Source organism: Aeromonas sp. ANP5, assembly GCF_963870295.1.
In the GTDB taxonomy this organism is placed as follows: domain Bacteria; phylum Pseudomonadota; class Gammaproteobacteria; order Enterobacterales; family Aeromonadaceae; genus Aeromonas; species Aeromonas veronii.
In genome coordinates this window covers 65,989-80,093 of record NZ_CAWMRY010000014.1, presented here as the reverse complement: position 1 = coordinate 80,093, position 14,105 = coordinate 65,989, and the positions used below count along the sequence as shown (strand labels likewise).

Annotated in this window: 12 protein-coding genes; 2 read left to right on the top strand and 10 right to left on the bottom strand. The window is 56.9% G+C overall.

Annotation, left to right across the window (positions count from 1 at the left end):
- Positions 1-13: 13 nt before the first annotated feature.
- From ihfA to AACT07_RS10120, 8 genes are all read right to left on the bottom strand, one after another.
- Positions 14-310, bottom strand: coding sequence for an integration host factor subunit alpha (gene ihfA / locus AACT07_RS10155; protein WP_005300715.1), 297 nt, complete (start codon positions 308-310; stop codon positions 14-16).
- Between the two features lie 3 nt (positions 311-313).
- On the bottom strand, positions 314-2,701 hold the full coding sequence (pheT, locus tag AACT07_RS10150) for a phenylalanine--tRNA ligase subunit beta (protein WP_069527570.1): 2,388 nt from the start codon (positions 2,699-2,701) through the stop codon (positions 314-316).
- 12 nt (positions 2,702-2,713) lie between these two features.
- The gene (gene pheS / locus AACT07_RS10145; protein ID WP_005336686.1) at positions 2,714-3,697 is read right to left on the bottom strand and encodes a phenylalanine--tRNA ligase subunit alpha; all 984 of its coding nucleotides are present in this window, start codon (positions 3,695-3,697) and stop codon (positions 2,714-2,716) included.
- Between the two features lie 379 nt (positions 3,698-4,076).
- A complete protein-coding gene (rplT, locus tag AACT07_RS10140; RefSeq protein WP_005336687.1) occupies positions 4,077-4,433 on the bottom strand; it encodes a 50S ribosomal protein L20 in 357 nt (118 codons plus the stop codon).
- A gap of 15 nt (positions 4,434-4,448) precedes the next feature.
- Positions 4,449-4,646, bottom strand: coding sequence for a 50S ribosomal protein L35 (gene rpmI / locus AACT07_RS10135; RefSeq protein WP_005336688.1), 198 nt, complete (start codon positions 4,644-4,646; stop codon positions 4,449-4,451).
- An 86-nt stretch (positions 4,647-4,732) separates the two neighbouring features.
- On the bottom strand, positions 4,733-5,263 hold the full coding sequence (gene infC, locus AACT07_RS10130) for a translation initiation factor IF-3 (RefSeq protein ID WP_196783562.1): 531 nt from the start codon (positions 5,261-5,263) through the stop codon (positions 4,733-4,735).
- A gap of 21 nt (positions 5,264-5,284) precedes the next feature.
- Complete coding sequence (thrS, locus tag AACT07_RS10125) at positions 5,285-7,213, bottom strand: threonine--tRNA ligase (RefSeq protein WP_069527569.1); 1,929 nt, start codon at positions 7,211-7,213, stop codon at positions 5,285-5,287.
- A gap of 232 nt (positions 7,214-7,445) precedes the next feature.
- Positions 7,446-8,033 (bottom strand): tetratricopeptide repeat protein, encoded by a 588-nt coding sequence (locus AACT07_RS10120; protein ID WP_069527567.1) that lies wholly within the window; start codon positions 8,031-8,033, stop codon positions 7,446-7,448.
- 173 nt (positions 8,034-8,206) lie between these two features.
- Here AACT07_RS10120 and AACT07_RS10115 point away from each other — a divergent pair, with 173 nt between their 5' ends.
- Entirely contained in the window at positions 8,207-9,262 is a 1,056-nt protein-coding gene (locus AACT07_RS10115; RefSeq protein WP_069527566.1) for a PA0069 family radical SAM protein, read from the top strand.
- Between the two features lie 158 nt (positions 9,263-9,420).
- Here the strand turns inward: AACT07_RS10115 and AACT07_RS10110 are convergent, their stop codons facing one another.
- Entirely contained in the window at positions 9,421-9,576 is a 156-nt protein-coding gene (locus tag AACT07_RS10110; RefSeq protein ID WP_005345370.1) for a hypothetical protein, read from the bottom strand.
- 298 nt (positions 9,577-9,874) lie between these two features.
- Between AACT07_RS10110 and AACT07_RS10105 the strand changes: the two genes are divergently transcribed.
- Positions 9,875-11,236 carry an alpha-amylase family protein gene (locus tag AACT07_RS10105; protein ID WP_139123791.1) on the top strand — a complete coding sequence of 454 codons (1,362 nt, stop codon included), beginning with the start codon at positions 9,875-9,877 and terminating at the stop codon, positions 11,234-11,236.
- Positions 11,237-11,354: 118 nt separating this feature from the next.
- On the opposite strand, the gene gyrA is transcribed toward AACT07_RS10105, so the two are convergent.
- Positions 11,355-14,102 (bottom strand): DNA topoisomerase (ATP-hydrolyzing) subunit A, encoded by a 2,748-nt coding sequence (gene gyrA / locus AACT07_RS10100; protein WP_005352118.1) that lies wholly within the window; start codon positions 14,100-14,102, stop codon positions 11,355-11,357.
- Positions 14,103-14,105: the final 3 nt, after the last annotated feature.

Genomic DNA, 14,105 nt, shown 5'->3' with positions numbered 1-14,105 from the left:
GCCTGGCTTTTTATCACTCGTTGGGTTCAACATTTTCTACCCTGGCCTTGAGCTTCTGGCCAGGCCGGAAGGTCACCACGCGGCGGGCGCTGATAGGAATATCCTCGCCCGTCTTGGGGTTACGTCCGGGACGCTGATTCTTCTCACGAAGGTCAAAGTTACCGAAGCCTGAAATCTTGACTTGTTCACCACGCTCAAGCGCCTGTCGGATTTCCTCAAAGAAGGCTTCCACCATATCTTTGGCTTCACGCTTGCTCATCCCGAGCTGGGTGAACAGGTGCTCTGCAATGTCGGCTTTGGTAAGCGCCATAGATCAATCCCTCAAGGATGCATTCAACTCTTCACCAAGGGCCCGCACGACATTGTCTACGGTCTCGGCAATCTCTTTCTCCTCCAGGGTGCGCTGGGTATCTTGCAATACAAGACTGATGGCCAGGCTCTTCTTGTCCTCTGCCATACCAGCACCCTGGTATACGTCAAACAAGTTTATTCCAACTACCTGATTTCCGCCAACTTTTTTAATTACCGCAAGCACATCACCTGCCAGAACCTGACGATCGACCACCACGGCGATGTCGCGACGGTTCGCCGGGAACTTGGAAACTTCGGCTGCCACAGGCACCTTGGCCGGGGTCAGCTTGTCCAGCTCCAGCTCAAACATCACCGCGCGGCTCTTGAGGCCCAGCTTCTTCTCGAGGCTCGGGTGGATCACGCCGATGTGGCCGATGACCTCGCCATTACGCAGGATGGCTGCGCTCTGGCCCGGGTGCAGGGCGCTGTGCTCGGTGCGCTCGAAGGTAAAGGTGGCCCCTTCGGCGGTCAAGTCCAGCACCGCTTCCAGATCTCCTTTCAAATCAAAGAAGTCGGCTGCACGGGTTTTGATATCCCAGTGCTCGTCGCTCTGGTTGCCAGTGATGATACCGGCCAACATCGGCTCCTGACGGATGCCGTTCTCGGCGCTTTCATCCTTGATGAAACGCAGACCCTGTTCAAACAGACGCACCCGCGGCTGCTGACGGTTCTGGTTGTAAACGACGGCCTGCACCAGACCCGGGAACAGAGAGACACGCATGGCGGACATCTCGACCGAGATCGGGTTCGGCAGTACGATGGCATCGCTCTGCGGGATCAGGGTTTGCTGGGTTTTGGGATCGACGAAGCTGTAGGTGATCGCTTCCTGGAAGCCGCGGTCAACCAGCAGGTCGCGCACGCGCTTCAGGGTCACCTGCCCTTCTGCCTGCTCCACCATCGCCAGAGAGGCGGCGGGTTTGAGGTTCGGGATATTGTTGTAGCCGTAGATGCGGGCCACTTCCTCGATGAGATCTTCCTCGATGGCGATATCGAAACGCCAGGAGGGTGCCAGCGCAGTCCAACCGTCAGCATCGACAGTGACTTGCATGCCGAGGCGGGTCAGGATTTCGACCACCTGAGCATCAGCCACGCAGATACCGATCACCTTGTCGAGCTTGGTCCGACGCAGCTTGATGGGTGCCGCTTTCGGCAGATGGGCATCGGATTTGACCTCGATGACCGGACCCGCTTCGCCGCCGCAGATATCCAGCAGCAGACGGGTGGCTCTGTCCATCACCTTGGCTTGCAGCTCCGGATCAACCCCGCGCTCGAAGCGATGGGAAGAGTCGGTGTGCAGACCGTAGGCACGGGCACGGCCGGTGATGGAGAGCGGCGCGAAGAAGGCACACTCCAGCAAAATGTCGGTAGTGGTCTCAGATACACCGGTGCGGTTGCCGCCGAAGATACCGGCCATGCAGGCAGGACCTTTGGCATCGGCAATCACCAGGGTGGTCTCTTTGAGCTTCACTTCGTTGCCGTCGAGCAGGGTCATCGGCTCATCAGCGTGGGCGCGACGTACCACCAGTTCCCCTTCCAGGGTAGCCAGATCGAAGGCGTGCATCGGCTGACCGTATTCCAGCAGCAGGTAGTTGGTAATGTCGACAATAGCGTCGATGGAGCGGATGCCACCACGGCGCAGCTTCTCTTGCATCCAGAGCGGGCTCTGGGCCTGCAGGTTCAGCCCCTTGATGACGCGCCCCAGATAACGGGGGCAATCGGCGGTTGCTTCAACCCGGATCGGGAAGGTTGCATCAATGGTGGCAACAGCTGGTACCCAGGTCGGCTCGACCACGTCGACGCTGTTGAGCACGCCGATTTCACGGGCCAGACCCGCGATACCGAGGCAATCGGCACGGTTCGGAGTCAGATCCACGTCGATGGAGACGTCATTCAGATTGAGGTAGTCACGAATATCGGTACCGATGGGGGCATCGGCCGGCAGCTCGATGATGCCATCGGCTTCAACGTCGATACCCAGCTCGCTGAAAGAGCAGAGCATGCCGTGGGACGGTTGGCCACGCAGTTTGGCTTTTTTGATAGTGAAATCACCAGGCAGAGTCGCCCCTACTTTGGCCACGCACACTTTCAAGCCCTGACGGCAGTTCGGCGCGCCGCAGACGATGTCCAGCAGCTCGGCTTCACCCACGTTGACCTTGGTCACCCGCAGCTTGTCGGCGTCAGGATGCTGGGCGCACTCGACCACTTCACCCACAACCACATTATTGAACTGGCCAGCCACCGCTTCCACGGCGTCCACTTCCAGACCGGCCATGGTGATCTGCTCGGCCAGCGCGTTGTCACTCAACTCGGTGCGGACCCACTCCATCACCCAGGATTTACTGAATTTCATGTTCTCTCGCCCTTACTTGAACTGCTTGAGGAAGCGCAGGTCGTTTTCGAAGAAGGCACGCAGGTCATTGACCCCGTAACGCAGCATGGTCAGGCGCTCAACGCCCATGCCGAAGGCAAAGCCGGAGTATTTTTCCGGATCGATGCCGACCGAACGCAGTACGTTCGGGTGCACCATGCCGCAGCCCAGCACTTCCAGCCACTTGCCATTCTTGCCCATCACATCTACTTCGGCGCTCGGCTCGGTGAACGGGAAATAGGAAGGACGGAAGCGAATGGTCAGGTCTTCCTCGAAGTAGTTGCGCAGAAAGTCGTGCAGAATGCCCTTCAACTCGGTAAAGCTGGCATGCTCGTCAACCAGCAGACCTTCAACCTGATGGAACATCGGGGTGTGGGTCATGTCGTAGTCGTTACGATAAACGCGACCCGGTGCAATGATGCGGATCGGCGGCTGCTGATGTTCCATGGTGCGGATCTGCACGCCCGAGGTGTGGGTACGCAGCATCAGATCAGGATTGAAGTAGAAGGTATCGTGATCGGTACGCGCCGGGTGATGAGCCGGAATGTTCAGCGCATCGAAGTTGTGGAAGCCATCTTCAATCTCGGGACCACGGGCAACCTTGAAGCCCATCTCGCCAAACAGGCGCTCGATGCGCTCTATGGTGCGGGTTACAGGATGCAGACCGCCATTCTCGATGCGGCGACCCGGCAGGCTGACGTCGATGGTCTCGGCAGCCAGCTTCTGGTTCAGCACGGCGACTTCGAGCGCTTCACGACGCTCATTCAGCGCATCCTGAACCTGCTGTTTTGCCTGGTTGATCACGGCGCCCGCGGCGGGACGCTCTTCGGCAGACAAGGCACCCAGGCCCTTCATCTGCTCGGTAAAAAAGCCCTTTTTACCCAGATATTTGACCCGGATTTCGTCGAGGGTAGCGATATCGCTCACGCCCTCAATTTCGGCTCTGGCTTGGCCGACTACTTCTTCAAGCTGTTGCATGTCTTCCTCGTCACCACTCCCGGTACAGGAGCCTTTAGGCTAAATAAGGTCAAGAGGGGAATAATACAAAAAAAGCCCCTTCGCTGACCATAGCTAAGGTTGGCTTTTCTCCCTACAAATCATTTTGTTATATCAAGCGAGTCTTATCGTCTCACCGTCACTCCTGAAATAATGGAACAAACATCTAGTTTGTTGGCATATAAACTATTTGTAGAACAGGTCATCTCGCACATATCATCTTGTGTGGAGAAATATGCAGCTCGTGTAAAACAGTGGACAGAATATGGGCGGGAGAAAGGAAAAAGTAATGTAAAACAGAGAGTTATAGATACAAAAAAGGAGGCCTGAGCCTCCTTTTAGTGTTTATAACAGAACTGGATTAAACCAGAGCTGCTTTAGCTTTTTCAACCAGGGCGGTGAAGGCCATTTTGTCGTGAACGGCGATATCGGACAGGATCTTGCGATCGATCTCGATAGAAGCCTTCTTCAGACCGTTGATCAGACGGCTGTAGGACAGACCGTTCTGACGGGCTGCAGCGTTGATACGCGCAATCCACAGCTGACGGAACTGACGCTTTTTCTGGCGACGGTCACGGTAGGCATACTGACCAGCTTTGGTTACCGCTTGTACCGCTACGCGGTAAACACGGGAACGGGCGCCGTAGTAACCTTTGGCGGCTTTCATTACTTTCTTGTGACGAGCTCGAGCAGTCACACCACGTTTAACTCTTGGCATTTTTCACATCCCCCCTTATGCGTACGGCAGACAAGCGACAACACGTTTGTGGTCGGCAGCAGAAACCATGAATTTCGGTCCCAACTGACGCTTACGCTTGCTGCTCTTCTTGGTCAGGATGTGACGCAGGTGGTTGTGCTTGCACTTGAAGCGACCCGAGCCAGTTTTTTTGAAGCGCTTTGCAGCACCCCGGTTGGTTTTCATCTTCGGCATTTCATACTCCGCATTGTGAGTGACAACAAAATCGCAAGGCGAACTAACTCATGGGGCAGGCCCCATGAGTTAATTTCTTGTGGGCCTTAAGATTTCTTCTTAGGTGCGAGGACCATCACAGCTTGACGGCCTTCGACTTTCGGGAACGACTCGACTACGGCCAACTCTTCCAGATCGTTCTTGACGCGCTCCAGAACCTTGATACCAAGATCCTGGTGGGCCATTTCACGACCACGGAAGCGCAGGGTGACCTTAGCCTTGTCCCCGTCTTCCAGAAAGCGAACCAGGTTGCGTAGTTTTACCTGATAGTCGCCTTCGTCAGTGCCAGGACGGAATTTGATTTCCTTAACCTGGACGACTTTCTGCTTTTTCTTCTGTTCTTTGGTTGTTTTGCTCTTTTCGTAGAGGAATTTGCCGTAATCCATGATCCGGCAAACGGGCGGCTCAGCATTTGGACTGATCTCTACCAGATCAACTCCGGCCTCTGCGGCCAAGTTCAGAGCATCCTGAATGGATGTGATGCCAATGGCTTCACCATCCAGACCAGTCAGACGAACTTCTTTCAGACGGATCTCTTCATTGATCCGGTGAGCGCGGGCTTGCGGTTGCTTGCCCAGTTTTTTTCCGCCTTTTATAGCTTATTCCTCCACTTTCTTTTGTCCGCGGGTCTGAACTTCCTGGGTCAACAGAGCGATGAACTCTTCAACAGGATAAGTGCCCAGGTCAGCCCCTTTACGAGTCCGTACTGCAATCTTACCGGCTTCAACTTCTTTATCGCCGCAGACCAGCATGAAAGGTACTCGCTTCAAAGTATGCTCGCGGATTTTAAAGCCAATCTTCTCATTTCTCAAGTCCGCTTTTGCGCGAAGGCCCGCATCATTCAATGCTTTGGCTACTTTCACCGCATAATCGGCCTGATTGTCCGTGATATTCATGACCACAGCCTGAGTCGGTGCCAACCAGGTCGGGAACAGACCGGCGTACTCTTCAGTCAGAATACCGATGAAGCGCTCGATAGAACCCAGGATGGCCCGGTGGATCATCACAGGTACGTGGCGCTCGTTGTTTTCGCCCACATAAGTGGCACCCAGACGACCAGGCAGGGCAAAGTCGAGCTGCACGGTACCACATTGCCACGCACGATCAAGGCAATCGTGCAGGGTAAATTCAATTTTGGGACCGTAGAACGCCCCTTCACCCGGCTGCAGATCGTACTTCAGACCGTTGAGCTCCAGCGCTTCGGCCAGCGCTTTCTCGGCGCGATCCCACATCTCGTCGGAGCCGATACGCTGCTCGGGACGAGTGGAGAGCTTGACCACGATGTTCTCGAAGCCAAAGGTACCGTAGACGTCATAGACCATACGAATACAGCCGGAGACCTCTTCCATGATCTGCTCTTCGGTACAGAAGATGTGCGCGTCATCCTGAGTGAAGCCGCGCACCCGCATCAGACCGTGCAGGGAACCGGACGGCTCGTTGCGGTGGCAGGAGCCAAACTCGGCCATACGCAGCGGCAAATCACGGTAGGACTTCAGACCCTGGTTGAAGATCTGGACGTGACCCGGGCAGTTCATCGGCTTGATGGCGTACTCGCGGTTTTCGGACTGGGTAGTGAACATGGCCTGGGCGTATTTCTCCCAGTGACCTGAACGCTCCCACAGAACGCGGTCCATCATGAACGGACCTTTCACTTCCTGATAGTCGTACTCTTTGAGCTTGCCGCGGATAAAGGTTTCCAGCTCACGGAAGATGGTCCAGCCATCGTTGTGCCAGAACACCATACCGGGTGCTTCTTCCTGCATGTGATACAGGTCGAGCTGCTTGCCGATCTTGCGATGGTCGCGCTTGGCGGCCTCTTCCAGACGCTGCAAATAGGCCTTGAGCTGCTTCTTGTCAGCCCAGGCAGTACCGTAAATACGCTGCAGCATCTTGTTGTTGGAGTCACCGCGCCAGTAGGCGCCGGACATCTTCAGCAGCTTGAAGTGGTGGCAGTGACGCATGTTGGGCACATGCGGGCCGCGACACATGTCGATGTACTCTTCGTGATGATAGAGACCTGGCTGGTCATCACGGGCAATGTTCTGATCCAGGATTTCGACTTTGTAAGACTCGCCGCGCGCCTCGAATACATCGCGAGCTTCTTGCCAGGAGACTTTCTTCTTGATGACGTCGTAATCCTTGGCTACCAGCGCCAGCATGCGCTCTTCCAGGGCAGCCAGATCTTCATCGGTCAGGGTACGGTCAAGATCAACGTCATAGTAGAAGCCGTTGTCGATGACAGGACCGATGGCCATCTTGGTCTGGGGCCAGAGTTGCTTGATAGCATGACCCAGCAAGTGGGCGCAGGAGTGGCGCAGGATGTCCAGACCTTCTTCGTCTTTGGCGGTGATGATGGCCAGCGCAGTATCGGCTTCGATCAGCTCGCAAGCATCCACCAGTTCACCGTTTACCCGACCGGCAATGCACGCCTTGGCGAGACCGGGACCGATGTCCGCAGCCACATCCATGACGGAAACAGAGTGGGCAAATTGACGTTGGCTGCCGTCAGGCAGAGTAATGATTGGCATTATGTGTTTCCTTATACAGTGGTGACCCCTACCAAAGGTCACATGCGGGATGGAAAAGAGATTCAAAAAGGTGATGTTTTGGTTCTCCACAGCACTTTGCGAAGACGGCCTGACACGTAAACCACATGTCTAACGTGACAAACCAAGCCAAAACGGCCCCATGCTACCAGAAGTCGGGCGTGCTGTATCGGATTTGCAGATATTTTCTACAGTCAAATGAGTCGCCTGCCGACTATTCGCCAAGCAGGGATTGCCAGTTGAAGTCAAAGTCACTGCTCCCCTCCTCTGCCAGCGCCAGCTCTTGCAGCACCTGAAGCGCCAGCTTGTTGCCCTTTTGTGCCGCCTGATAGAGCCACTGTTTCGCCTGAGGCAAATCGACCCTGCCGCTGACCCCCATCAGATGAAGGACGCCGACTTTCAGCATGGCCGGGACGTCACCATTGCGGGCTGCCTGATCCATCCAGTGAAAGGCTTGGCGCAGATCTCGCTTGACCCCGACACCGCGCAGATAGAGCTCTGCCAGCCGATATTGGCCGAAGGGATCCCCTGCCTGCGCCGACTGGCGATAGAGGCTGATGGCCTGATGGATATCCTGCTCGCTCCCCTGCCCCACTTCATGGCTCCAGCCCATGAGTGCCTGTGCCCGAGGTTGGCCTTGATCGGCCAGTGGCGACCAGATCCGGGTCGCCTCATCAAAGTGACCGGTACGCCAGGCACGGTTGGCAGCAGCCATCTCCTGCTCGGTGGAGAGCGGAAGCAGACGCCAGATAACCAGCGCAATCAGACCGATAAATAGCCAACGGGAAATGGTGGGGCGCATGATGATTTCCGTGATCCAGTTCTCATTTCGTCTATGTAAACGAAATGTAGCGTTGCGATCAAGCAAGAGATCCCTGCGACAACCCTTTTTGCACCCGCTCGATCAGCAGTTGTTGTCATTTATCCGGGGCACCTGCAAAATAACTGTATGTATAAACAGTATAGGTGCACACCATGGCAGGACGAGGCAGCCCCCACAATATCGATCACCGTTTTAGCGGCCCCCTTGTCGAAGCGGTCGATGACGGCTGGCAATCGTCCGATTGGGATGCCATCTTCACTCCTTCTGTGCCTGGCACCGAGGTGCGGGAGATTGATGCACGCAGCATCATCAGCTACAACAGCTCGCCGGATGTCCCCTTTGGTCGCTCCATCAACCCCTATCAGGGGTGCGAACACGGCTGCATCTACTGCTATGCCAGACCCAGCCATGCCTATCTGGAGCTCTCCCCCGGCCTCGATTTCGAGAGCAAGCTGTTTGCCAAACGCAATGCAGCCGATCTGCTGCGTCGGGAGTTTGCCAAACCGGCCTATCAGCCACAGACCATCTTCATTGGCGCCAATACCGACCCCTATCAACCCATCGAGCAGCGCTATCGCCTCACCCGGCAGTTGCTGGAAGTGATGCTGGCCCACCGCCATCCGGTCGGGCTCATTACCAAGAGCGCCATGATCTTGCGCGACCTTGATCTGTTGACCGAGCTGGCCAGAGAGGGACTGTGTCAGGTGATGGTGTCGGTGACGACCTTGAACGAAACCCTGCGCCGACAGCTGGAGCCCCGCGCCAGCACAGGTGTAGGCCGCTTGAAAGTGATCGAGAAGCTGGCCAATGCTGGCGTGCAGGTGGGGGTACTGGCCGCCCCCATGATCCCGCGGCTCAATGAACCGGAGCTGGAGCAGATCATCAAATCGGCCGCCGAGGCTGGCGCCAGTTGCGCCGATTACATCCTGCTGCGCCTGCCCCACGAGCTGGCTCCGCTATTTGATGACTGGCTCGATACCCACTATCCGGGCCAGAAGGAGGCTATTTTGAATCAGTTGCGAGCCAGCCGCGGTGGCGGGCTCAACAGTACAGCCTTCGGCACCCGCATGCGCGGTGAGGGGCACTTTGCCGATCTGCTGGCCCAGCGCTTTCGCCTTATCAGCAAGCGCCTCGATCTGGGCAAACACCATATTCAGCTCAGGCTGGATGGGTTTATCCGCCCCGGGGAGCAGCTGTCGCTCTTCTAATCCCCCTGCTCACGCCCTTCACACATCAGGTGTGCCAAGAGGTTGAGAGGAAGGCCTGCCGCAACACATCCTGTGGAAACCCCGCTTTTCAAAATTTTCCAACGGAGTAGCCATGTCACGACAAGAAAGCGCTACCCGGTAAAGAGAGGGCTAACGCCTTAGCCTGCGCGCTGATCCCGCCCCTGCTGCACCATTTCAACCGGTAGTCGCGAGGGTTCATGAGCCACTTCGTGCTCATCCTCTTCATACAGCGGCACCTCTGACTCGCCCCATACCCGGCTCCACCAAATTTCCCACGTGATCCAACTGGTCATATGCAGCTCCTGACGGTGAAGGTGATGGCAACAACGCACCACTCGCCCGGCAGGATAACGGCTGGGAATGACAGGGAAATGACAAAAAAATCACTTGTAAAAAGACAACTGGCGGTGGCGAGGAAAAGCCGAAATAGCTCACATAATCGGCGAAATCATCCTGAAAGCGGTCACAAATCTGCAGGTTGTGGATTGCAGCACATCCTGTTCCCGCCAAAGCTGGGTTGCCCATTCAGGCATCTATAAAAACAGGGACATAACAATGAAACACACAGCGGGAATATGGGCGATCGCAGGCATGCTAATCGCCCCCTTGGCGCACGCCGACGTCATATTGCACGCCTTCAACTGGAAGTACAGTGAAGTGACCGCCAAAGCCGACCTTATCAAGTCAGCCGGTTACAAACAGGTACTCATCTCGCCACCTCTCAAGTCCTCCGGCAACGAATGGTGGGCCCGTTACCAGCCGCAGGATCTGCGTCTTGTCGACTCCCCTCTTGGCAACAAACAGGATCTCGAGCAACTGATCGCCGCCATGAAGGCGCGGGGCATCGCCGTCTATGCCGATGTGGTGCTCAACCACATGGCCAACGAAAGCTGGAAACGCCAGGACCTCAACTATCCCGGCAACGAGCTGCTGCAAAGCTACGCCAGCAACCCGGCCTATTTCGAGCGCCAGAAACTGTTTGGCGATCTCGGGCAAAACTTCCTCTCCGGTCAGGATTTTCATCCCGAAGGGTGCATCAGCGACTGGAGCGATCCGGGTCATGTCCAGTATTGGCGACTCTGTGGTGGCGCCGGTGACAAGGGGCTGCCGGATCTGAATCCCAACAACTGGGTAGTGAGTCAGCAACAGGCCTACCTCAAAGCACTCAAGGGGATGGGGATCAAGGGTTTTCGGGTCGATGCGGTCAAACACATGAGCGATTACCAGATCAATGCCGTGTTCACCCCCGAAATCAAACAGGGGATGCACGTGTTTGGCGAGGTGATCACCACTGGGGGGGCAGGCAGCACCGATTACGAGCGCTTTCTCAAACCCTACCTCGACAGCAGCGGTCAGGGAGCCTATGACTTTCCGCTGTTTGCCTCCCTGCGTGGCGCGCTGGGGTATGGCGGCAGCATGAACCTGCTGGCGGATCCGGGCGCCTATGGTCAGGCGCTGCCGGGCAGTCGCGCCGTCACCTTTGCCGTGACCCACGACATCCCCACCAACGACGGCTTCCGCTATCAGATCTTAAGCCAGACTGACGAGAAGCTGGCCTACGCCTACCTGCTCGGCCGCGATGGTGGCTCGCCGCTGGTCTATTCGGATCACGGCGAGACCCAGGCCAAGGATGGACTGCGCTGGCAGGATTACTACCAGCGCGCCGATCTCAAGGGGATGATCCGCTTCCACAATGCGGTGCAGGGTCAACCCATGCAACAGGTCGGCAGTGGCGACTGCTTCGTGCTGTTCAAACGGGGCAAACAGGGGCTGGTCGGTATCAACAAGTGCGACTACGAGCAGGAGTATTGGCTCGATACCGCCAGGTTCGAGATGAACTGGTATCGCATCTATCGTGACGTGCTCGACCAAGGTGCCGTGGTCAACGTGCAAAGCCAGTGGGTACGGGTCGCCATTCCCGCCCGCAGCGCCAGAATGTGGCTGCAGGAGTGATCAGGCCAGCACCCGGCCCTACTTTCATCTGCCTGTCATAAAAAGCAGACAAATAAAAAGAGCGACCACCAGGGTCGCTCTTTTTGCTCAGAGACGTTGCTCGGGTAACAGGTGACGATTACTCGTCGCCCGCTTCCCCTGCATCGACTGCATCAGTACCGGTCGCGGTATCGGTACCTTCAGATACCTCACCGTCAACGGCCAGTGCGTCGTTCTCGTCTTCGTCGCTCTCGGCGATGCGCTGCAGGCCAACCACGGTCTCGTCTTCACCGGTACGGATCAGACGGACACCGCCGGTGTTACGGCCAATGACGCTCACCTCGGCAACACGGGTACGCACCAGGGTGCCGCCGTTGGTGATCAGCATGATCTGGTCGGTATCTTCGACCTGGATCGCATCGATCACCTTGCCATTGCGCTCATCCACCTTGATGGAGATAACGCCCTGGGTACCACGGCTCTTGGTCGGGTATTCGGCCAACGCAGTCCGCTTGCCGTAACCGTTCTCGGTGGCGGTGAGGATGGCACCTTCGCCGCGCGGAACGATGAGGGAAACCACCTTGTCACCTGCGCCCAGCTTGATGCCACGGACACCGGCTGCGGTACGACCCATCGGACGCACACCCTTGAAGGTACCCTTGCTTTCGGTGCCTTCGCCGTTGTCGCTACCATCATCGTCGTTGCCGGCATCGTCGTCGGTTTCAACGTCATCGCTGACATCCGCATCGGCGCGACCGCTGCCTTCGGCGAAGCGAACGACTTTGCCCGCGTCGGAGAAGAGCATGATCTCGTTGCTGCCGTCGGTGATATCCACCCCGATCAGCTCATCGCCCTCTTTGAGGTTGATGGCGCGGATACCGGAGGAGAGCGGACGGCTGAAGTCAGAGAGACTGGTCTTCTTCACGGTACCGTTGGCGGTGGCAAAGAACACATACTTCTCGGCGTCATATTCCTTCACCGGCAGGATAGCGGTGATACGCTCACCCTCTTCCAGCGGCAGCAGGTTGATGATCGGACGACCACGGGCGCCACGGGACGCTTCCGGCAGCTGGTAAACCTTGAGCCAGTAGACCTTGCCACGGGTGGAGAAGCACAGAATGGTGTCGTGGGTGTTGGCCACCAGCAGACGCTCCACAAAGTCCTCTTCCTTGATCCGGGTGGCCGACTTGCCACGACCACCACGGCGCTGGGCCTCGTAGTCGGAGAGCGGCTGATACTTCACATAGCCCTGGTGAGACAGGGTAACAACCACATCTTCCGGGGTGATCAGATCTTCGATGTTGATCTCGGCACTGGACATGCTGATCTCGGTGCGACGCTCGTCGCCATACTGCTCACGCACAGCCAGCAGTTCATCGCGGATCACTTCCATCAGACGAGCCGGGCTCGCCAGGATGTGCAGCAACTCGGCGATGAGATCCAGCAGAGATTGGTACTCTTCCAGGATCTTCTCGTGCTCGAGGCCGGTCAGCTTGTGCAGACGCAGGTCAAGGATGGCCTGGGCTTGCTGTTCGGTCAGGAAGTATTGGCCTTCACGGATACCGAACTCGGGCTCCAGCCACTCAGGCCGTGCCGCGTCGTCGCCCGCTTTTTCCAGCATGGCGGCCACGTTGCCGAGTTCCCAGCCCTTGGCAACCAGGCCCGCTTTCGCATCGGCCGGGGTCGCGCTGTGGCGGATCAGCTCGATGATGGGATCAATGTTGGCCAGCGCAACCGCCAGACCTTCCAAAATGTGTGCCCGATCCCGCGCCTTGCGCAGTTCGAACACGGTCCGGCGAGTCACCACTTCACGGCGGTGCAGCAGGAACGCATCCAGGATCTCTTTAAGGTTCATCACCTTGGGCTGGTTGTTATCGAGCGCCACCATGTTGATGCCGAACGTGGTCTGCATCTGGGTGTGCTTGTAGAGATTGTTCAGCACAATCTCGCCGGACTCGCCGCGCTTGATCTCGATAACGATGCGCATGCCGTCTTTGTCAGACTCATCGCGCAGGGCACTGATGCCCTCGATCTTCTTCTCTTTGACCAGCTCGGCGATCTTCTCGATCAGTCGAGCCTTGTTCACCTGATAGGGGATCTCGTGAACGATGATGGTCTCGCGACTGGTCTTCTCGTCCACTTCCACTTCAGCTTTGGCCCGCACATAGATGGAGCCACGACCGGTACGGTACGCCTGCACGATGCCGGAACGACCGTTGATAATGCCGCCAGTGGGGAAATCCGGGCCGGTGATGTAGGTCATCAGCTCGTCAATGGTGAGGTCGCCGTTTTCGATCAGCGCCAGACAGCCATTGACAATCTCGGTGAGGTTGTGAGGCGGAATGTTGGTCGCCATGCCCACCGCGATACCGGAGGAGCCGTTGACCAGCAGGTTGGGAACCTTGGTAGGCATGACAGCCGGGATCATCTCGGTGCCGTCATAGTTCGGCACCCAGTCCACTGTCTCTTTGTCCAGATCAGCCAGCAGCTCGTGGGAGATGCGGGCCATCCGCACTTCGGTATAACGCATCGCCGCGGCGCTGTCGCCGTCGACTGAACCGAAGTTGCCCTGACCATCGACCAGCATGTAACGCATGGAGAAATCCTGCGCCATCCGGACAATGGTGTCATACACAGCGCTATCGCCGTGCGGGTGATATTTACCGATTACGTCACCGACCACACGGGCCGATTTTTTATAGGGCTTGTTCCAGTCGTTCCCCAACTCGTTCATAGCAAACAGAACGCGGCGGTGAACCGGTTTCAAGCCATCACGCACATCCGGCAGAGCTCGTCCTACGATCACGCTCATGGCGTAATCAAGATAGGAACTCTTGAGCTCTTCTTCGATGTTGACCGGCGTGATCTCTCTGGCCAGATCGCTCATAGA